The organism is Bacteroides sp. ET71 (assembly GCF_023336905.1).
GTDB lineage: Bacteria > Bacteroidota > Bacteroidia > Bacteroidales > Bacteroidaceae > Bacteroides.
The window spans coordinates 17,962-39,203 of record NZ_JAMBLS010000016.1 but is presented as its reverse complement, the minus strand read 5'-3'; the positions used below and the strand labels follow the sequence as shown (position 1 = coordinate 39,203).

Below are 21,242 nucleotides of genomic sequence, written 5' to 3'. Positions count from 1 at the left end.
CATGAACATATCCGAATTAAGCATACGCCGCCCCGTGCTCTCCACGGTGCTGACCATCATCATCCTGCTCTTCGGCTTCATTGGCTACACCTCGCTGGGCGTGCGCGAATATCCGTCGGTGGACAATCCCATCATCTCCGTGCAGTGCTCTTATACGGGAGCCAACGCCGACGTCATCGAGAACCAGATTACCGAACCGCTGGAGCAGAACATCAACGGCATCCCCGGCATCCGTTCGCTGACCAGCGTCAGCCAGCAGGGTCAAAGCCGCATCACGGTGGAGTTCGAACTGTCCGTCGACCTGGAGACAGCCGCCAATGACGTGCGCGACAAGGTGTCGCGCGCCCAACGCTACCTGCCCGACGACTGCGACCCGCCCACCGTGTCGAAGGCCGACGCCGATGCCACCCCCATCCTGATGGTGGCCTTGCAGAGCAACAAACGCTCGCTGCTGGAATTGAGCGAAATTGCCGACCTGACCGTAAAAGAACAACTGCAAACCATCTCCGACGTAAGTAGCGTGAGCATCTGGGGTGAAAAGAAATACTCCATGCGCCTGTGGCTCGACCCCACCAAAATGTCGGGCTACGGCATCACGCCCGTCGACGTAAAGGAAGCCATCGACCGCGAAAACATCGAACTGCCTTCGGGAAGCATCGAAGGCAACACTACCGAGCTGACCATACGCACGCTGGGTCTGATGCACACTCCCGAAGAGTTCAACAACCTCATCATCAAAGCCGACGGCAACCGCATCATCCGTTTCAGCGACATCGGACGCGCCGAACTAGGCGCCGCCGACCTGAAAAGCTACATGAAGATGAACGGCGTGCCCATGGTGGGCGTAGTAGTCATCCCGCAACCGGGTGCCAACCACATCGAGATTGCCGATGCCGTCTACGACCGCATGGAGCGCATGCAGAAAGACTTGCCCGAAGACGTGAGCTATACCTACGGCTTCGACAACACGCGCTTCATCCGCGCCTCCATCAGCGAAGTGGAGCACACGGTGTACGAGGCTTTTGTGCTGGTCATCATCATCATCTTCCTTTTCCTGCGCGACTGGCGCGTGACGCTGGTGCCGTGCATCGTGATTCCCGTGTCGCTCATCGGCGCGTTCTTCGTGATGTATGTGGCAGGCTTCTCCATCAACGTGCTCACCATGCTGGCCGTGGTGCTGGCCGTGGGCCTGGTGGTGGACGATGCCATCGTGATGACGGAGAACATCTACGTGCGCATCGAACAGGGCATGCCGCCTAAGCAGGCGGGCATCGAGGGAGCGAAAGAGATATTCTTTGCCGTTATCTCCACCACCATCACGCTGGTGGCCGTGTTCTTCCCCATCGTCTTCATGGAGGGCACCACGGGCAGGCTCTTCCGCGAGTTCAGCTTCGTCATCTCCGGCTCCATCCTCATCTCGGCTTTTGCCGCCTTGACATTCACACCGATGCTGGCCACCAAGCTGCTGAGACAGGAGAAGAAGAAAAACTGGTTCTACCGCGTCACCGAGCCATTCTTCGAAGGAATGAACCGCCTGTACAGTCGCTCGCTGGCCGCCTTCTTGCGGAAACGGTGGATAGCACTGGTGTTCACCCTCGTCACCTTCGGCATCATCTTCTTCCTTTGGACACATATCCCGGCCGAGATGGCTCCGCTGGAAGACCGCTCGCAGATAACCGTCAACACCAGCGGCGCCGAGGGCGTGAGCTACGAATACATCCGCGACTATACGGAGCGAATCAATGACGTGGTAGACTCCATCATTCCCGACGCACAGGCCGTGACGGCGCGTGTGTCCAGCGGGAGCGGCAACATCCGTATCACGCTGAAAGACCTGAAGGAACGCGACTACACGCAAATGGAAGTGGCAGAGAAGCTGTCGAAAGCCGTGCAGAAAGAAACGAAGGCACGTGCTTTCGTCCAACAGCAATCCTCGTTTGGCGGACGGCGCAGCAGCATGCCCGTACAATACGTGCTGCAGGCCACCAATATCGAAAAACTGCAAGAAGTACTGCCCAAGTTCATGGAACGTGTCTACGAGAACCCAACCTTCCAGATGGCAGACGTGGACCTGAAGTTCAGCGACCCCGAAGCCCGGATACAGATAGACCGCGACAAGGCGGGAACGATGGGCATCAGCACACGCAACATCGCCCAGACCTTGCAATACGGCCTGAGCGGCCAGCGCATGGGCTACTTCTACATGAACGGCAAGCAATATGAGATATTGGGCGAAATCAACCGCCAGCAACGCAACAAGCCTTCGGACCTGGTGGGCCTGTACATCCGCAGCGACAACGGCGAGATGGTGCAACTGGACAACCTGGTGCAGATTGTCTATGGCACGGCGCCGCCCAAGCTCTACCGCTACAACCGCTTCGTGTCGGCCACCGTCTCCACGGGGCTGGCCGAGGGGAAGACCATCGGGCAAGGCATTGAGGAAATGGACAAGATTGCCGCCGAAGTGCTGGACGACACCTTCCGCACGGCCTTGTCGGGCGACTCGAAGGATTACAGCGAGAGTGCGTCGAGCCTGATGTTCGCCTTCATACTGGCCATCGGACTGATTTACCTCATCCTGGCTGCACAGTTCGAGAGCTTCAAAGACCCGCTGGTCATCATGCTCACCGTGCCGCTGGCCATTGCCGGGGCGCTGGTGTTCATGTACTTCGGCGACATCACGATGAACATCTTCAGCCAGATAGGCATCATCATGCTCATCGGCCTGGTGGCCAAGAACGGCATCCTCATCGTGGAGTTTGCCAACCACAAGCAAGACCACGGCGAGGACAAGATGCGGGCCGTGAAAGACGCTGCCCTGCAACGCCTGCGCCCCATCCTGATGACCAGCTTTGCCACGGTGCTGGGCCTTATCCCGCTGGCTTTCGCTTCGGGCGAGGGTGCCAACCAACGCATCGCCATGGGCACGGCGGTATGTGGGGGTATGATTGTCTCCACGCTGCTCACCATGTACATCGTGCCAGCCATCTACAGCTATATCTCGACCGACCGGAGCAAACTGAAACAAGAATAGCAACTTTCGCTGCCGGATACAAGCAATCAACTCTCAACGATTATAAAAGACCCTATCAACGATGAAACGACTTTTACTTCCTCTCATATCGCTGTGCGCACTGGTTGCCGCCGCGCAGCCTCCTGTCTACACCCTGAAAAGATGCCTGGAAGAAGGGCTGCTCAACAACTATTCGCTGCGCATCACGCGCAACCAGGAAAAGGTGAGCGAAAACAATGCCACGCTGGCCAACGCCGGAGCCCTGCCCGTGATAGACCTCTCGGCAGGATATAGCGGGGAACTGGCGGATACGGAAACAAAACTGCGCGCAACAGGAGCCACCACACGCGAGAACAGCGCCTACGACCAGACCATCGACGCAGGCATCAACCTGGAGTGGACGCTCTTCGACGGATTCAACATCACGGCCGAATACCAACGCCTGAAGGAACTGGAGCGGCAGGGCAAGACCGATACGCGCATCGCCATCGAAGACCTGGTGGCCAACATCGCGGCCGAATATTACAACTTCGTGCAGCAGAAAATCCGCCTGAAGAACTTCCACTACGCCATGTCGCTCTCGCGCGAACGGGTGCGCATCGCCGAAGCCCGCGTGCATGTGGGAAACGCCTCGCGCCTGGATTACCTGCAAGCCCGCGTGGACTTCAATGCCGACAGTGCGCAATATGTCAAACAGCAGGAAGCCCTGCACACGTCGCGCATCGAGCTGAACGAGCTGATGGCCAACGAAGACGTGGACGAGTTCTTCCTCATCCGCGACAGCCTCATCGACATCAACCACATCCTGGACTTCGATGAACTGTGGCGCGGCACACTGGACATCAACGCCTCGCTGTTGCGCGCCGACCAGAACCAGGCCATCGCCCGGCTGGACTACAAGAAGGTCTGCTCGCGCGACTATCCCTACGTCCGCCTGAACGGGGGCTACGGCTACACGCTGAACCGCTACGAGCTGGCGGCCAACTCAAGGCGCAGCACACTGGGGCTGAACTTCGGGGTGACGGTGGGCTTCAACCTGTTCGACGGCAACCGGCGCCGCGAGCGCCGCAACGCCAGCCTGGCCGTGGAGAACGCACGCCTGGAACGCGAACAACTGGAACAGACGCTGCGTGCCGACCTCAGCAACCTGTGGCAAGCCTACCGCAACAACCTGGAACTGCTGAAGCTGGAACGCGAAAACCTCGTCGTGGCCAAGGACAATTATGACATCTCGCGCGACCGCTACCTGCTGGGCGACCTGGCCGGCATCGAAATGCGCGAGGCGCAGAAGAACCTGCTGGACGCCGAAGAACGTATCCTCTCGGCCGAGTATGACACCAAAATCTGCGAGATTTCGCTCCTGCAAATCAGCGGGAAGATACTGGAGTACTTGCGGTAGGAGAGGCTTCAGTTGACGAGGCTTCAGGCAACAAGGAGCGTGCTTGTTGGTTGTAGCTCGTAGCTCGTTTCCTCGTCAACTTGTCAACTCGTCAACTTGTCAACTCGTCAACTTGTCAACTTGTCAACTGAAGCCTTGTAGACTGAAGCCTCGTCAACTCGTCAACTAAATAAATAAGAACACTTATGGACAAGAAGATTGATGAAGAACTGCTGGACAGGCCGGTGGATATCCGCCCGAAGCTGCCCAAAACCGCCGCGTCTTCCTCGGCAAATTTCCCGGCAAGAGCGGCGACCCGAAAGACAACAACATCTGCATCATCCGCCTCTCCGAAGTCTATCTCAACGCTGCTGAAGCCGGTGTGCACCTGGGTGGCCCTGAAGCCGAAAGCGGGCGGCAGTACTTGAACACACTCATCGGCCAGCGCACCCCCACGGCCTCCATGCAAGTATCAGCCGAAGACTTCACCATCGACCGCGTGCTCGACGAACGACGCCGTGAACTGGTGGGCGAAGGTCAAATCTTCTTCGACTTCCTGCGCAATCAACGGGCCATTACCCGCACAGGCAGTTGGCATCTGGGCACACTGAAAACATCCAATGCCCAAACCATCCAACCCACCGATCTGCGCATCGCCCTGCCCATCCCCCAATCGGAAATCGACGCCAACCCCAACATGGTGCAGAATGTGCGGTAAGCCCTAAATACTTTGCCTGCATAAAGCCCTGGCCTGCATAAAAAAGAAGCCGCAAGCCTGACAGACCTACAAAAGAATCTGCCAGACTTGCGGTTTCTTAGAGCCTGTCGTTTAAATTTTCATTTGCTCTGTCACCCCGAGCACAGTCGAGGGGCCTCACTACGCACCTGAAAAGTATTAGGGAGATGTTTCGACTACGCTTCAACCCCCTCTTTGCTCCCCCGTTTGGCGGGGGAGAGCAATGCTCAACATGACAGAGAGAGCGATTTTTAAACGACAGCTCTTATTTACAGCAAAATGTCATCGCTCAGCGTATATTCACCGGCCTCTTCCGTCACCTGTTGCTGAAGTTCAGCCAATGAATACTCCTTCCCGCTAAACTTCACCGTGGCCACGGGCGGGTCGAGGGTGACGGTGGCGCTGACGCCTTCCAACTTGTTCAATGCCTTCTCTACGTGCATACGGCAGTGTTGACACATCATGCCGCTTACTTTGAATTGCTTTTCCATTGTCTTTTCTTCTGTTTTAGTTTGACATATATCCCTTGATTCTTCATTCTTCATTATTAGTTCTTCATTCAAAGTGGATTCTTCGTTCTTCATTTTTCGTTCTTCATTAGAAGAGAGCTTCTTCCGGCGCAGGCGCAGGCTATTGGTCACCACGCTGACACTGCTGAAAGCCATGGCTGCCCCGCCAATCATGGGGTTGAGCAGGAAGCCGCAGACGGGGTAGAGCACGCCGGCGGCGATAGGCACGCTTATCATATTGTAGATAAATGCCCAGAAGAGGTTCTGCCGGATGGTACGCACGGTGAGGCGCGAGAGTTGCAAGGCTTCGGGTATCTTGCGCAGGTCGGACGAGATGAGTGTCATCTTCGCCACGTCCATGGCAATGTCGCTGCCGCTGCCCATGGCAATGCTCAGGTCGGCACGAGCCAGGGCGGCGCTGTCGTTGATGCCGTCGCCCACCATGGCCACCACCTTGCCCTCCTTTTGCAACTGGCCGATGTAAGCTGCCTTGTCCTGTGGCAATACGCCGGCTTTGTATTTCGTGATGCCGGCCTGGCGGGCAATGACCTTGGCGGTGGCTTCGTTGTCGCCCGTCAGCAGGTGGACTTCTACCCCCTCGGCTTGCAGGGTGCGGATGGCATGGACGGACGAAGGCTTAATGCGGTCGGCAATGGCGATGACGGCCAGGACTTCCGTCTCATTGGCAAACCAGACGATGGTTTGTCCTTCTGCTTCCCACGCTGAGGCGTTTTCTTGCAGGGCGGAAGAGATACGGCGGCCTTGCATCAGGCGGCGGTTGCCCGCATAGTAGGAAATGCCGTTATAGCTGCCCTTTACGCCTTGTCCCGTCACGCTCTCGAATCCATCCACCTTTTTAAATGAAGAATGAAGAATACCCGCTTCGCGGGGAAATGAAGAATGTTCGTTGAAAGCGGCAAATTCTTCATTCTTCATTCTTAATTCTTCATTAAGATTCAGTTCTTCATTCCCCAAGATTGCTTCTGCCAGCGGGTGTTCAGACATTTTTTCCAAAGCCAACAGGACAGGAGCGTATGCCTTAGCCTCATCATCAGCCCAAAGGATGTGTTGCACGACGGGATGCCCTTCGGTCACCGTGCCCGTCTTGTCCAGCACTACGACATTCACTCTCTTGGCTGTCTCCAGGCTCTCGGCATCTTTAATGAGGATGCCCCGCTCGGCCCCCTTGCCGATGCCTACCATGATGGCCGTGGGGGTAGCCAGTCCCAAGGCGCAGGGACAGGCGATGATGAGTACCGTCACCAGTGCCAGCAGGCCGTGGGTAAAGCCTTCCGAGGAGTCGAGCATCATCCAGAGGATGAACGAGAGCAATGCGATGCCCATGATGGTCGGCACAAAGACAGCCGCCACCCGGTCCACCAGCTTCTGCACGGGCGCCTTGGAGCCTTGCGCATCCTGCACCAAGTGGATAATCTTCGCCAGCAGGGTGTCCGTCCCCACCTTCTCCGCGCGGAAGCGGAAACTGCCTTTCTGGTTGATGGTGCCGGCATAGACCTTGTCGTCCGGTCGTTTGGCCACAGGCACGGGTTCGCCGCTCAGCATGCTTTCGTCCACGTAAGAGCTTCCTTCCGTCACCACGCCGTCCACGGCGATACGTTCGCCCGGCTTCACCTGGATGATGTCGCCGGGACCTATCTGCTCGATGGGAACCTCTTTTAATGAAGAATTAAGATTTGGTTCTTCATTCTCAATGATTAGGGTGACGGTCTTGGGCTGCAATCCCATCAGCTTCTTGATGGCCTGCGAGGTATGGCCCTTGGCCCGCTCTTCCAGCAATCGTCCCAGCAAGATGAAGGCGATGATGACGCTCGACGACTCGAAGTAGACGTGCGGCGTGATGCTACGGGACAGCCAGAAATCGGGGAAGAACAGGTTGAACACGCTGAACAGATAGGCCACGCCCGTGCTGCTGGCCACCAAGGTGTCCATGTTGGCCGAGCCGTGGCGCAGTTGTTTCCACGCATTGACGAAGAAGCTGCGCCCCAGCCCGAAGACTACGGGCGTGGACAGCAGCCACGTGCTCCAGCCCGCCCAAGGCCGGTCCATGAAGCCCATGCCGATGACGGCGATGGGGATGGCCAGGAGGATGGCCCACGTGGTGCGTCGCTTCAGCGATTGGTATGTCTTGCGGTGTGCCTCTTCCACCTCGTCCGCCGTGTGTTCGTCGTGGGTGATGACGAGGTCGTAGCCAGCCTCCTGCACCGCGTGTTGCAGGGCTTCGGGCGAGGTTTGTGACGGGTCATATTCCACCAGTGCCGTAGCGGCGGCATAGTTGACGGCTGCGTGGCATACGCCCGGTTGCTTGTTCAAAGTCTTGTCCACACGGGCGGCACAGGCGGCGCAACTCATTCCCAGGATGGGAAAGGTGTCTTGGGTAGTAGTCTTTTCCATACGTATTGTTCCTTCCTTTTTTCTTTTCGGGGGCAAAGGTAAGGAGGAAAGGCGGAACGGATGTTACAAGATTATGGATGAGATTTATGGAATTCCGGATTGCCACACTCTCTGTTATGCTAAGTAGGATTTCATAAAGTAGTCGTTTATATTTAGAGTCTGTTTGAATTTTCATTGTCGCTGTCATCCTGAACGAAGTGAAGGATCTCACTGTGTGCCGAGAGTATTCGGGAGATGTTTCGACTTCGCTCAACATGACAGAGAGCAGGATGAAGGCGATGATGACGAGGTCATAGCCGGCCTCCTGCACCGCGTGTTGCAGGGCTTCGGGAGAGGTCTGTGACGGGTCATACTCCACCAGCGCCGTAGCGGCGGCATAGTTGACAACGGGGGTTACAAGATTATGGATAATGTTTATAGGTAGATGTTGAAACTTGGTTTATGTTATTTGTACGCCATAAATTCCCCTTTTTGCCATATACGCTGCATGTGGGCGGATTTGCATAGAAAAATATTTATATTTTGTCGATACATGTATCATCGAATTTTTATTGCACACTGCTGCATCATTGCTATTCCTCCGCTGCTAAATCGAAGAAATAGCGAAGGGATAGCGAAGGGATAGCGAAGGAATAGCGAAGGAATAGCGAAGGGATAGCATACAGGTTGCTTAAGAGATATAGGAAAATTCTTTCCCGTGGAAATTATTGTAAATCGTTGGCAATTAATATAATATACTGATTATGGAAGAGAATCCGCATGCTCGTATGGACTCCGGGGTTTATCCGCTTTACAGCTTGTTTGGAGTGTTTGGCGTTTGCACACAGGTTCAGAAGGAGGTAAGTCATGCTGTTTTATATTTGGTAAAATAATTATACTTGCAAAGTAGTGCAGACACACAGTCATCCGGGGCAACGTATTTGTATAAGTAAGTAACCAGAATAAGCAATAAGGTATCGGGATTAACCACAGATGGCACAGCCGGGACTGGTTTGCACAGATTCCTTAAACTGTATTTGTCATGGGTAGGCCGTATGTGAGGCCCCTCGACTATGGCTCGGGGTGACAGGGAAAATGAATTTTAAGCGCTAAAAATTAACGCGGCGGAGTATGGGAATAAAGACTTTATTCCGTATCTTTACGCCCGAAAACAAGGCTGCAGTGGCGGCGGTTTTCATTTTATTGGATTACTAATTAGCATTTGCTATTTGTTCTATCACGTTGAAACCTGAGAAATTTCAAATATTAAGAGTTGAACAAGTTGTAGATGTCTGCGCATAGCGCGGGCATAACTTGTACTCTTAATGGTTTTCTCAGGACCACAACGTGAGCAAGTTAAGGCTCGCGTTTTTTTGTGTCTCCTGAGAAAAAATAGAGAGTAGCATTGCGCAAATAGCTATAACTTATGCCAAAGTCACTACTTGAAGAACTGCCCAAAATAGCAGCCGAGGGCAGACGGGAAGCTCAGCAACTCCTGGAGCGTATCAACAGTGGTACGCGCATCGGGCTGCAAACCAATGAACTCGTCTTGCCCTCCAAAGATATATCCGGACTTTGGCGGGGCGAATTGCCACAATTTTCTCTTCGCGGGCAGTGGATGAACCGCTTGATTTACGGGGAGAATCTGCTGACCATGCAGGCCTTGTTAGTAGGTGATGAGGCTACGGGGCTTCCATCGTTCCGGGGCAAGGTGGACCTTATTTACATTGACCCACCTTTTGACAGCAAGGCGGATTATCGGACAAAGATTAATCTACCCGGTGTAGAGATTGAGCAGAAGCCAACGGTGCTGGAGCAGGCTGCATATAGTGATACTTGGAAGGACGGAACGGTGTCTTATCTGAGGATGATGTATCCACGGCTGTTATTGATGAGGGAATTGCTTTCGGAGAAGGGAAGTATTTATGTACATATTGATTGGCACGTGGGGGCGTATGTAAAGATTTTGATGGATGATATATTTGGAAAAGCTAATCTAATGAATGAAATAGTTTGGCATTATCAAAGTGGGGGAATACCTATGAGTTGTTTCGCAAGAAAACATGATATTCTTTATTTTTATAAAAGAGGACAGAATACTTGTTTTAATGATAAAGATGCCACATTCCCGCGTAATAGATGCCAAGCTTGTGGAACACTTGTAGATAAGTGGAATAATCTTAAAAAAGAAATAGATGAAGATGGTCGCATATATAGGACTATAAAGTCTGCTGGGAAAATATATCGTTATTATGATGATGAACCAGTTTTATTGCCAGATGTATGGTTTGACATTAATCATATTCAACAAAAGGATCCACAGAGAAGGGGTTATGCCACCCAAAAGCCCGAAGCCCTCCTCGAACGCATCATCAAAGCCAGCAGCAACGAAGGCGACCTTGTCTGCGACTTCTTTGGTGGGAGCGGCACCACGGCCGCCGTGGCCGAACGTCTGGGTCGTCGCTGGATAACCTGCGACATCGGCAAGCCTGCTTCCCTCATCATGCGCAAGCGTTTCATCGACCAAGGCGTAAAGCCCTTCCTCTACCAAGGCATTGGCGACTATCAGAAGGAAGCCTTCAGCAGCAGCAAGTTGGTGAAGAAAGTGGGCGACCTGAGCCGCATTGTGATGCAGTTGTACGGCGCCATCCCTTTCACCGAAGAGCAACTCAACGACCGCAACTGGGGCTACCTGAAGTCCACGCGCACCCTGGTGCTGGTGGACAGCCCCAACAAACTGACAGGCACCGCTACCCTGCGCCGTGCGTACGAGGCACGCCAGACCCTGCTGGGAGGCGGTTGGGCCAAGGTGGTGGTGCTGGGCTGGAACTTCGCCTTCGACATCAGCGAGGCCATCCGCCGCTACGAGGGTGCGGTAGAAGTGCTGGTCATCCCGCCCGACCTCCTGGACAAACTTGCCAAGAAAGGCCTGAAGAAGCTGGTGGACGACAAGTCGGTGCGCTTCAGCACCCTGCAATACCTCACCTGCCGCCCCATGAAGGTGCTGCCCGCCTCGGAGGACGAGGACAACCTGGTGGTGGAACTGGACAACTACGTCCTCCTCTCGCCGGACAATATCCCCCTGGACGACCGCGACAAGGAGAAGTTGCAACAGGTCATCGACCGCGACCCGCTGGCCCTCATCGAATACTGGAGCATCGACCCCGACTATGACGGCATCACCTTCCGTAGCCGCTGGCAGGACTACCGCGAGAACACCGCCAACGACCGCGACCCGCTGCACTGCGTCTATACGGCCGTGCTCCGTGTGCCCCGTCGAGCCGGACGTACAGTGTGCGTCAAGGCGGTGGACGTGTTCGGATTTGAAAGCATGGTGGTGGAAACGATGAAATGATAATTTAGTGGATTGACCACAGATGACACAGATAGAACAGATTTGCACTGATTTATTAATAGAATCTGTCATGTCGAGCTTGTCGAGACATCTCACGTAACGTATGAGGAAGCCTTATGTGAGCCCCCTCGACTACGCTCGGGGTGACAAATACATCTGTGTCCATCTGTGCCATATCTGTATCATCTGTGGTTCAAATTCCAGTTTGCTCAATAACTTAACATATGAAACCAGATATTTCCCTTGAACTGGCCCGCCGCCTGAACGAACAGGTACAGACGGCCTGGGCCGACAGCTCGATGCTGGAAGCAGTAACGTCTGTGACGGCCGACCTCCTGCGTTATTGGTTTACCGAACCCTATGTGGACGAGCGTCCCTGCAATTTCCACGAAGGACAGCGGCAGTCCATCCTGAATATTATCTATCTGCACGAGGTGCTGCACGTGCAGACCGTGCTTGATGTCTACGAACAAGTGGCACCGGACCTGTTGCCCGAAGCCGACTTGGGCACACTGGCGCAGGAGAAGTACAGCTTCCCCAAATATGCCGTGAAGATGGCCACCGGCACAGGCAAAACTTGGGTGATGCACGCCCTGATGCTGTGGCAGTTTCTCAATGCCCGCCGCGAAGAGACTCCCTCGGGCCGCTACACCCGCCATTTTCTGGTGGTGGCCCCGGGGCTCATTGTCTACGACCGCCTGCTCGATGCTTACTGCGGCCGCTTGCGTCCCGGCACGGCTGAACGCGATGTGCAGACCAACGACTTCCACCGCAACGCGGAACTCTTTCTGCCGCCAGCCTATCGCGAGGAGGCGTTCAGCTTCATTGAGACCAACACGGCGGACAAGGACAACATAGGCCGCAAGGTGACGGGCGACGGACTGATAGCCCTGACCAACTGGCACATCTTCCTGGCGGAGAAAGAGGAGGAGGAAGAAGATGTGGTGACGAGCCTCTTTCCCGTGCGCCCCGGCACCAGTGCGGGCAACGTCCTCGATACCCTGGACCGCCGCTTCCTGCGCGGCGACGTGGTGGACTACCTGGCTGCACTGCCCGAACTGATGGTCATCAACGACGAGGCGCACCACATCCACGAGCACAAGAAGGCGGGCGAGATTGTGGAGGTGGAATGGCAGAAGGGCCTGAGCCACATCGCCCGCAGCAAGCAGGGACGCTTCCTGCAACTGGATTTCTCGGCCACACCCTACGACACGGTGGGCACGATGGCGAAATCGGCCAAGCTGTACTTCCCCCACATCGTCTCAGATTTTGACCTCTCCACCGCCATGCGCCAAGGTTTGGTGAAGACCCTGCTACTGGACAAGCGCCAGGAACTGACCGAACTGGAGCACCTGGATTTCCGGGCCGTGCGCGATGAGCGGGGACAGGTCATGGAGCTGAGCGACGGACAGCGGCTGATGTTGCGCGCCGGGCTGGAGAAACTGCGACTCCTGGAGGAAGGGTTCCTGAGGATAGACGCATCGAAGCATCCGAAGATGCTGGTGATGTGCGAGGACACCCTGGTGACCACCTACGTAGAACAGTTCCTGCGCGGGGAGGGACTGGCGGAAGAAGAGGTTCTCCGCATCGACAGCAACCGCAAGGGCGTATTGGGCGAAGCCGAGTGGCAGCGCGTGCGCGAACGGCTGTTCAATGTGGACCGCTATGCCACACCCCGTGTCATCGTGTCCGTGCTAATGCTGCGCGAAGGCTTCGATGTGAACAACATCTGCGTCATTGTCCCCCTGCGTTCGTCGCAGGCACCCATCCTGCTGGAGCAGACCGTGGGCCGCGGCCTGCGCCTGATGTGGCGTGAGCCTCAATACCGAGAGGAGAAAGAGGAAAACCGCCGCCTGGTGCTGGTGAAACGGCAGCAGCCCAAGTCCTACCTGGACATGCTCTCCATCATAGAGCACCCGGCCTTCGAGCAGTTCTACAAAGACCTGATGGCCGAGGGCCTGGCCGCCGAGGATACCGGAGAAGCCGGCAGCACCAACGCCACGGGCGACCTGATGCGTGTCGGGCTGAAGCCGGATTACGAGGAGTACGACTTCTTTTGGCCCACGGTGGTCCGCGATGCCGAGGAGGAAATCACGCCCGCACAGATTGACGTCCGCACGCTGGCTCCCTTCACCGCCTTCACGCTGGACTACCTGCGCGAGCACCTGGCTACGAAAGGCGAGACCTTTCTGTCCGAAGCCGTGATGACAGAGACCCGCTTCGGCAAGTACGAGGTGAAGGCCGACCTTTTCAGCGCCCGTTCCTACAACGACTACTTGCAGAAGCTGTTGCGGACCGTCACTACCCGCATGGACCGGGTGGGTAAACGAGGCCGGCAACCCATGCCTGCCATCCAGATTAACCAGGCAGACATCGTGCGCCTGCTGGACCTGTATATCCGTACCCGCCTGTTCGGCCGGACGTTCGACCCCTTCCAAGATAATGACTGGAAGATTCTGCTCTCCAAGAACGGCCTCGTCACGCAGCATATTGTCAAGGAAATGAGCGTGGCCATCCACCGGATGCAGGAGAACGTGGAGTGCAGTGAGGCGGTGGTGGAGAAGACATGGTTCTCGTCTGTCCCCACACTGTGCGTCCGCGAGAATTATTCCATGGAGTTGCAGAAAGTCATTTACGAACGGCTGGGCTATCCCTCGCACGGGGGCGGGCTGGAGAAAGCTTTCATGGAGTTTTTGGATCGGGATGCCTGCGTGGAGCGTTTTCAGAAAATCAGCGAGAGCCAGCACGCCTTTGCCAGCCTGTACTACGTGCGGCAGACGGACGGACTGTTGGCTTCCTATCATCCGGACTTCCTGGTGTGCACGGCCACGCATATCTACGTCGTGGAGACCAAGGCCGACGACCGGGTGAGGGACCCCAACGTCCGCTGCAAGCAACAGGCCGCCGCAGCCTGGTGTGCCAAGATAAACACGTTGCCGCCCGCTGACCGCCTGGAGCGTGAGTGGGCATACATCCTCCTGCCCGAGTCGGACTTCTACCTGCAGTCGGCCAACGGCGCCACGCTGGAAGACATGGCCCGGCTGAACCGTGTGACGTTGGCAGCGACGCCGGACAGGTTGTTGTAAACGGGAATGAAAGTTGCAGGGAGGGCGGATAGGCTCAAAGTTCGTCCAGCCCCTTGCGCTTGCCGCCTTCCGACCGCTTGAAGGCACTGGGAGTGAGGCCGGTGATTTGCTTGAACTGCGTGCTCAGGTAGGCGGCGCTGGAGTAGCCCAGGCGGTCGGCAATCTCGTTCAGTGTCAGTTCATCGTAAGTCAGCAACTCTTTGGCGCACTCTATTTTCTGGGTGATGGCATATCGTTCGATGGTGCTGCCTGTTTCTTCGGAGAAGGCTTTGCTCAGCGTGCTGTAATCCTTGTGCAAAAGCTCGGAAAGGTAGTGGGAAAGATTGGCGGAGGGAGCCGCTTCGCGGTAGTGGACCAGCTGGATGACGGCATCCTTGATTTGCTCCACCAAGCGGGCACGCGGTGCCTCCAGCAGTTCGAAGCCTTCTGCCTCCAGGGCTTGGCGGAGACGGATGCGGAGGGCATCGTCTACCTCTTCCCGGACCACGGCTATGCCCAATTCCACGGACAACGGGTGCAGGCCAAGTCTCGTGAGGCAATCTGTCACAGCCCGGATGCAGCGGGGACAAACCATGTTCTTGATGTGGAGGGTAGTGGTCATAGGCAAAATCCTTTCTCTGCAAAAGTACGAAGAAAGTTTGGAACTCCGATTTTCTCCGGGAGATTTCTCTTGAAGCGGACTTCCCGGAAACCTGGATATCCGCCAGGGGGCTCAGGCCAATTTCAGAAAAGTGCACTGCCTATGTGTCTGCGAACGACCTCCGTTCCACCCCGCGAGCCAATCCCGTCTGTACCGCTCCACGCATGAACAGATATACGACGAAAGCCAGCCACAAAGCATGGTTCCCCCACGCCTCCCGCAGTCCATAATAGAATCCGAAGAAGCAGGCAGCCGCTATCGCCATTGCCAGGAGCATCCCCCGTGTGGCGGTGGCCCCGATGAACACCCCGTCCCACACAAAAGCGGCCACACCCGCCGCAGGAATGGCTAACGCCCACAGGAAGTATTCATCCGAAGCGGCTATCACCTCGCGCTCGTCGGTCAGCAGCCCCAGAAAAACATTGCCGCCCAAGGCATAGGCCACCGTAAACAGGAGAGCCATGCCCGCTCCCCACACAAACAACCGCCGCACAGTGGCGCGGAACAAACTCCGGTCGCCGGCACCGATATAGCGCCCGCTCAGCGCCTCGCCGGCATAGGCAAAGCCGTCCATCACGTAGGAAAAAAGCGTGAAAAGCTGCATCAGCAACGTATTTACTGCCAAGACGATTTCCCCCTGAGCGGCTCCAGACGACGTGAAAAACAGCGTCACCGCCACCAGACAGAGCGTGCGTAAGAAGATATCGCGGTTCACTCCAAAGAAACGTGCCATGGCTTCGCGCTGCCATATCCCTTGCAAACCAGAGAAAGAACGGCGCAAACTCCCGTAACGACGGAACCACAGTCCTGCTCCCATCAAGAAACCGGCCCACTGCGCCACAAGCGTCCCCAGAGCTACCCCTTCCACCTTCATCTGGCCCCAATAGACAAACGACAGGCTGGCAGCTATGTTCACTACATTTTGCGTAATGGCTACAAACATGGGAATACGTGAGTTCTGCATGCCGATATACCACCCCGTCAACCCGTAAAGCCCCAGCATGGCCGGAGCCCCCCAGATACAGATACGGAAATACGCCGTAGCCAGTTCACGAATCTCTTCCGTAGGATGTATGAACAAGAAAGCTGCCTGCACGATGGGCGCTTGCAAAGCTATCAGCAGCGAAGCCACCAACAAGCCCAATCCTACGGCACGCACCAGCAGCCGGCACATCTCGTCGGTATCCTGCCGCCCATAGGCTTGCGACGTCATGCCGCTGGTGCCCATGCGCAAAAAGCCGAATACCCAATAGATGATGTTAAACAGCAAGCCCCCCACGGCAATGGCCCCGATGTAAGCAGGGCTGCCCAGATGCCCCACGATAGTGACATCCACCAGCCCCAGCAAAGGCACAGTAATGTTGCTCACGATGGAAGGTAAGGCAATGTGCAAAATCTGTCTGTCAATGGGTCTCATGAATCAGTAGACATTTCTGTAAGATGCAAGTTCCGTCCGTTGGTTCAATATCCACGGAAAGTGACATATATCCCCCCCAGCAGGCATGAGAGGTAATTAGAGTCGATGTACACGTGATCCATGTAAAGCCTTCCTCCGCCCCGATAATCCAGCGCTATGGAGTTCAGCACGCTGTTCGCCCAGAACCAATGGAAGTCATAATACTCTTCCCAACTTTTGCCGTAATAACTGCAAAGCAAAGACTCCTCTCCGGTGCCGTCGGGATAGAAAATGATTTGGTGGTCAATCTGCGTGCCGTCTTGATCCGTGTACAAACCTTCCCACATCCGGTTACAAAGTTGCCACGTAGCGCCTCCATTGTCGGGCGGATAATCTCCGCCTTTGATTTCACAGCCGCCCAATCCGGCCAAGAGAGCGATTAGAAGCATGCAATGGAATAGTTTTTTCATAAACAATCTGAGTAAAAAAATAGATTATAACCCTCGTCACTTATAAAACATACGCCACTTCTTTGAACAAATACGCACGTTCCTGCCCATGCCTGTCCTGCAAGACAAAACGTCCGTCTCTTTCCACACGCAGCAGCTTTGCCTCAAAGCGCCCTTCCCTGTCTTCATACAGATGCCATCCTTCGCGACGGAACAGCGCATTGGCATAGCGTCCGGCTATGTCGGCAGCCACAGCAGCACAGGCATCTGCCTCTGCAAGTTGCAAAGCTTCGTAATAGTCCTTTACACGCCTCATGATGCCGGCCAAGATTTCCCCGCGGTCGTACTCCCGACCTGTGATTTGCTTCAATGAAACAGGATTGGGAGCATCGCTGCGAAACACCTCCTGGTTGATGTTCACCCCAATTCCTGCGATGCTACGCCCGATGCCACCTGCTGATAATTCGTTTTCTATCAGCAATCCACAGATTTTTTTCTCTTCCCAATATATATCGTTGGGCCATTTGATACTGAAGCCTCCCGCCTGCCGCTCCAGTTCTTCCTTGACAGCCAGAGCAATGAGCTGCGACAAAAGGAACTGCTGTGGTGCGGCAAGGAAAGAAGGATATAGCACGAAACTGAACATCAGGTTCTTGCCCCGTTCCGATTCCCAGGTATTTCCCCGCTGTCCTTTACCGGCTGTTTGATAGTCAGCACAAACGGTGGTATATTCTGCCACATGTTCCCGGTCGCAAAGCTGTGTCAGGTAACGGTTCGTGGAGTCCGTCTCTTCCAGTGTCAGGAGCGGGAATGAATAGGTTGTTGTCATTTCTGTCATGTTCAAGTAAATATGGGTGAATCAAAAGCATCTTCGATGTGAGTTATCCGAAACTGTCCCTTTGTTCCTACCACGTCGATGATGTCAAAGCGCACGTCTGCCTCTATGTCATGCAACTTGATGTAGGCATCCGCAGCCACTACAATGTGGCGTATCTTTTTCCAATCCACCGCTTCGTGCGGTTCGCGGAAATCCGTATTCTGCCTTGTCTTTACTTCAACGAACACCAGCACGCCGTCCTTACTTGCCACGATGTCCAACTCCAAACGGTTCTTCCTCCAGTTACGGTCGCAGATGGCATATCCTTGGCTTATCAAATAGTCGGCGGCGGCATCTTCGCCTGCCTTCCCGAGCAGATTGGGTGCGCTCATATTCTTCTCTTTTTGTTCTTCTGATGCAAATTTAGCCTTTTTCTGTTTTGTAATTGCCGAAGGAAGCTTAAATTTGCAAACGTTATGAGGAAAAGAAACAAAACCGGTGCGAAAGCTGCCATGTGCGGACGGAAACGCGAGCAGCGCATAGTCTGTCTGATGAGCGACGAAGAGTTGCGCATCGTTGACCGCTATCTGGCTCATTATAAGATTACGAACAAATCGCGCTGGTTTCGGGAGACTATCCTGGGATTTATTCACAAGAACATGGAAGACGATTATCCCACACTCTTTGGGGAACACGATATGAGGAGGTAAGAAAAAAGATGGACGACACTTACTACATGAAACAGGCTTTGGCCGAAGCCCGCCAGGCAGCCGAACGTGGCGAAGTGCCTGTGGGGGCCGTGGTCGTATGCAAAGACCGTATCATTGCCCGCGCCCACAACCTGACCGAAACACTGACCGACGTTACAGCCCATGCCGAAATGCAGGCCATCACGGCCGCCGCTTCCGCCTTGGGAGGCAAGTACCTGAACGAATGTACCCTGTATGTCACCGTCGAACCTTGCGTCATGTGTGCGGGAGCCATAGGCTGGTCTCAGTTGAAACGGCTGGTCTTTGGCGCGGAAGACGACAAACGAGGCTATCGGCGTTATGCCCCGCAAGCCCTGCATCCGAAGACTGAGGTTGTCCAAGGCGTCATGGCCGATGAATGTTCCCGGCTGATGAAAGAGTTTTTTGCCGCCCGACGATAGACATCGGACACGGCAACCGGCTTCCGGCCTCTGCTTATTTCCCCGTATGCGTGAAGAAAAAAGCGGCCATTCCGATAAGAATCACTCCCAATACACCGTAGAACCAACGCGCCTGCCGACGACCTACGTTGCGCACCACGAACTGCGCATTACGCGCCGTAAAGAACCAGTCCCAATCCAGCAATGCCGCCAGCAGGGACAAGCTGCCTGCCAAGGCAAAAATGCCCTGTATGATATATTGGCTGGCCATACGCTCAGTCCGGATTTTCCACAGTAAGGAACCGCTCTCCGTCCGGCTGCTCTTCGATGGTCACCTTTACCGTATCGCCGGGCAACAGTTCTTCTATCAGTTCCGGCCATTCGATGAAGCAGACGGCACCGCAATAGAAATAATCCTCATAGCCCATGTCATACACCTCTTCCAACTTTTTGATTCGGTAGAAGTCAAAATGGTAAATCAGCTCACCCGTCGTGTCCGAACGATATTCGTTGACAATGGCAAACGTGGGCGATGTGACCATATCTGTCACCCCCAGCTCTTCGCACACAGCCTTGATGAAAGTGGTCTTTCCGGCTCCCATTTTTCCGTAGAGAGCGAAAACGGTATGGTCACCCATCAGCCCGATAAACTGGCGGGCCGCTTCGCGAATCTGTTCCAGCGATTGAATCTTGATTTCAGTCATATGCTTTTATATATTCTTTTGAATGATATTCTGTTTACGCCTGCGGTATGTCCACAAACTCTTCCCGACCTTGCACACGGCATAGATGACAATGGAGAAGAATATGATGGACGCTCCCGAAGGTATGTTTTCCCGGAAGGACAGGTACAGCCCGCCCAAGCAACTGAGATAGCCTATGCCAATGGACAGCCAGACGATGCTCGCGAAACGTTGCGAGAAAAGATTGGCCGTCATCTGCGGAATGGTCAGCAACGATATGACCAGCACAATGCCCACCATGCGAAGGCAAGCCACGATAGTCAGAGCGATGAACATCATCAGCACATATTCCAGCAACTGCACCCGCAGCCCCTGAGAACGGGCAAACTCGCGGTCGAACGCCACGTAGACAATCGGGTGGCGGAAAAGCGTGAAAAACACCGCCAATACCCCGGCCACACAGCCCAACAACAGCAAATCGCCCCGCGTGATGGTCAATATGTTGCCAAACAAGTAGGCCGACAAATCGGGCGCGAACCCCGGCGACAGGAAAGTGAACATCACCCCCACCGCCATTCCCAAAGCCCAGAACACGGCGATGGCCGAATCTTCGCGCATCTCCTTACGCTTGCTCAGCCACTCCACGCCAAAGGCCGATAGCACGGCAAACACAGCCGCAGCCAGTATGGGCGGCACCCCTGTGTACAAGCCCAATCCGATGCCTCCGAACGAAGCATGAGTCAAACCACCGCTGATGAACACCAACCGCCGCGTGACGATGTATGTCCCCACCAGTCCACAGGCAATGCTGGCCAACAAGCTGCCGATAAGGGCATGCTGAATGAAAGTATATTGCAATAAATCCATCATTTCTTTCTGCTACTGTTTTCCGTTTCTCCGCTCTCCAATAATGAGGAATACCTCGTCTTTCAACGTTTCGGGCAGCGCGATGCCCCGCAACTGAAGGCTGCGTACCCAGCCGGCCACATCTTCCTCGCGCATGGTGTAGAACACATCACGGAACTCATCTTCCTGTTCAGCCGTATAACCGTCCGGAGGCGTACCGATATAACGGTCCAGTTCCTCGTCGTCGTAATATTCAATCTTTTTGCTCACGGCAGCCAGCAGACTTTCTTTTTCGCACACCTCGTGCTGCCCGCAACACTCCATGTCGACCGGGTTCACTTCGGGCAGCGCCTCTATCTCGCCCCGTTCCACTTGTTGTTGCAACTTTTTGTTTCGCACCATGCCTGCCACAGCAGCAAACACAGCCAATGCCAGTAACGCTATGATGAGTATCCACATGCGGCTATCCTTTCTTCGAACAAATCATCCTCTCCCCTTTTGGACAGAAAGAGCGGACAAAGATACATTTTGTTTGGGAGAAATGAAATTTATGGAGAAGGTAAATTGCGATTCATACTTCTGGAAGCAAAAAAGAGATTTCCCTCCTACCAAATTCGTACTTGCTCCCTACCTTCTCCCTACCTCGTCCCTGTATATAGACAAGGACCAGGTAGGGAGGAGATACGAAGTTGCCCCCTCTTGCCTCCCCGTTTGGCGAAAGAGAACAACGCCCGGGATGACAGGGAAATGAATTTTAAATTTTGTGCAGGATGAATTTGTACATTTTAGTTTAGTCGTGGTGACTTAATTCTCC

At 54.8% G+C, this 21,242-nt stretch carries 19 protein-coding genes; 9 read left to right on the top strand and 10 right to left on the bottom strand.

Annotated features, from left to right (window positions below; all coding sequences use genetic code 11):
- Position 1: 1 nt before the first annotated feature.
- The 4 genes from M3090_RS09675 (at position 2) to M3090_RS09660 (ending at position 5,109) form a co-directional block, all read left to right on the top strand.
- Positions 2–3,034, top strand: a complete 3,033-nt coding sequence (locus M3090_RS09675) for an efflux RND transporter permease subunit (protein ID WP_249055666.1) — start codon at positions 2–4, stop codon at positions 3,032–3,034.
- Positions 3,035–3,095: 61 nt separating this feature from the next.
- Entirely contained in the window at positions 3,096–4,412 is a 1,317-nt protein-coding gene (locus M3090_RS09670; protein WP_249055664.1) for a TolC family protein, read from the top strand.
- Between the two features lie 185 nt (positions 4,413–4,597).
- Positions 4,598–4,819, top strand: a complete 222-nt coding sequence (locus M3090_RS09665; RefSeq protein ID WP_249055662.1) for a hypothetical protein — start codon at positions 4,598–4,600, stop codon at positions 4,817–4,819.
- Positions 4,723–5,109: a RagB/SusD family nutrient uptake outer membrane protein gene (locus tag M3090_RS09660; RefSeq protein WP_317239186.1), complete on the top strand. Its 387-nt coding sequence runs from the start codon at positions 4,723–4,725 to the stop codon at positions 5,107–5,109. Before M3090_RS09665 ends, M3090_RS09660 begins: the two co-directional genes overlap by 97 nt.
- Positions 5,110–5,396: 287 nt before the next feature.
- On the opposite strand, the gene M3090_RS09655 is transcribed toward M3090_RS09660, so the two are convergent.
- A complete protein-coding gene (locus M3090_RS09655) occupies positions 5,397–8,048 on the bottom strand; it encodes a heavy metal translocating P-type ATPase (RefSeq protein WP_249055660.1) in 2,652 nt (883 codons plus the stop codon).
- A gap of 214 nt (positions 8,049–8,262) precedes the next feature.
- On the opposite strand from M3090_RS09655, the gene M3090_RS15855 reads away from it, so the two are divergent.
- The 3 genes from M3090_RS15855 to M3090_RS09645 all read left to right on the top strand — a co-directional run bounded on the left by M3090_RS15855 (position 8,263) and on the right by M3090_RS09645 (position 14,468).
- On the top strand, positions 8,263–8,391 hold the full coding sequence (locus M3090_RS15855; RefSeq protein ID WP_262918880.1) for a hypothetical protein: 129 nt from the start codon (positions 8,263–8,265) through the stop codon (positions 8,389–8,391).
- Positions 8,392–9,453: 1,062 nt separating this feature from the next.
- Entirely contained in the window at positions 9,454–11,382 is a 1,929-nt protein-coding gene (locus tag M3090_RS09650; RefSeq protein ID WP_249055658.1) for a site-specific DNA-methyltransferase, read from the top strand.
- 224 nt (positions 11,383–11,606) lie between these two features.
- A complete protein-coding gene (locus M3090_RS09645; RefSeq protein WP_249055655.1) occupies positions 11,607–14,468 on the top strand; it encodes a DEAD/DEAH box helicase family protein in 2,862 nt (953 codons plus the stop codon).
- A 34-nt stretch (positions 14,469–14,502) separates the two neighbouring features.
- Here M3090_RS09645 and M3090_RS09640 read toward each other — a convergent pair whose 3' ends face one another.
- From M3090_RS09640 to M3090_RS09620, 5 genes are all read right to left on the bottom strand, one after another.
- Complete coding sequence (locus tag M3090_RS09640; RefSeq protein ID WP_249055653.1) at positions 14,503–15,069, bottom strand: helix-turn-helix domain-containing protein; 567 nt, start codon at positions 15,067–15,069, stop codon at positions 14,503–14,505.
- A 139-nt stretch (positions 15,070–15,208) separates the two neighbouring features.
- Positions 15,209–16,525 carry an MATE family efflux transporter gene (locus M3090_RS09635; protein WP_249055652.1) on the bottom strand — a complete coding sequence of 439 codons (1,317 nt, stop codon included), beginning with the start codon at positions 16,523–16,525 and terminating at the stop codon, positions 15,209–15,211.
- Between the two features lie 44 nt (positions 16,526–16,569).
- The gene (locus M3090_RS09630) at positions 16,570–16,974 is read right to left on the bottom strand and encodes a hypothetical protein (RefSeq protein ID WP_249055649.1); all 405 of its coding nucleotides are present in this window, start codon (positions 16,972–16,974) and stop codon (positions 16,570–16,572) included.
- 40 nt (positions 16,975–17,014) lie between these two features.
- Positions 17,015–17,791 (bottom strand): biotin--[acetyl-CoA-carboxylase] ligase, encoded by a 777-nt coding sequence (locus M3090_RS09625; RefSeq protein WP_410553223.1) that lies wholly within the window; start codon positions 17,789–17,791, stop codon positions 17,015–17,017.
- A 2-nt stretch (positions 17,792–17,793) separates the two neighbouring features.
- Positions 17,794–18,162, bottom strand: coding sequence for a YraN family protein (locus tag M3090_RS09620; RefSeq protein WP_249055645.1), 369 nt, complete (start codon positions 18,160–18,162; stop codon positions 17,794–17,796).
- 84 nt (positions 18,163–18,246) lie between these two features.
- On the opposite strand from M3090_RS09620, the gene M3090_RS09615 reads away from it, so the two are divergent.
- Positions 18,247–18,480 carry a hypothetical protein gene (locus M3090_RS09615; protein WP_249055642.1) on the top strand — a complete coding sequence of 78 codons (234 nt, stop codon included), beginning with the start codon at positions 18,247–18,249 and terminating at the stop codon, positions 18,478–18,480.
- Between the two features lie 8 nt (positions 18,481–18,488).
- Positions 18,489–18,920, top strand: coding sequence for a nucleoside deaminase (locus M3090_RS09610; RefSeq protein ID WP_249055640.1), 432 nt, complete (start codon positions 18,489–18,491; stop codon positions 18,918–18,920).
- Positions 18,921–18,954: 34 nt separating this feature from the next.
- Here the strand turns inward: M3090_RS09610 and M3090_RS09605 are convergent, their stop codons facing one another.
- Genes M3090_RS09605 through M3090_RS09590 form a run of 4 tightly spaced genes read right to left on the bottom strand, consistent with a single transcriptional unit; the run spans position 18,955 to position 20,887 of the window.
- The gene (locus M3090_RS09605) at positions 18,955–19,170 is read right to left on the bottom strand and encodes an immunity 17 family protein (RefSeq protein ID WP_249055637.1); all 216 of its coding nucleotides are present in this window, start codon (positions 19,168–19,170) and stop codon (positions 18,955–18,957) included.
- A 4-nt stretch (positions 19,171–19,174) separates the two neighbouring features.
- On the bottom strand, positions 19,175–19,603 hold the full coding sequence (gene tsaE / locus M3090_RS09600) for a tRNA (adenosine(37)-N6)-threonylcarbamoyltransferase complex ATPase subunit type 1 TsaE (protein ID WP_249055635.1): 429 nt from the start codon (positions 19,601–19,603) through the stop codon (positions 19,175–19,177).
- A 6-nt stretch (positions 19,604–19,609) separates the two neighbouring features.
- Positions 19,610–20,449: a metal ABC transporter permease gene (locus M3090_RS09595; RefSeq protein ID WP_249055713.1), complete on the bottom strand. Its 840-nt coding sequence runs from the start codon at positions 20,447–20,449 to the stop codon at positions 19,610–19,612.
- 12 nt (positions 20,450–20,461) lie between these two features.
- Complete coding sequence (locus M3090_RS09590; protein WP_249055632.1) at positions 20,462–20,887, bottom strand: phospholipase; 426 nt, start codon at positions 20,885–20,887, stop codon at positions 20,462–20,464.
- Positions 20,888–21,242 lie beyond the last annotated feature (355 nt).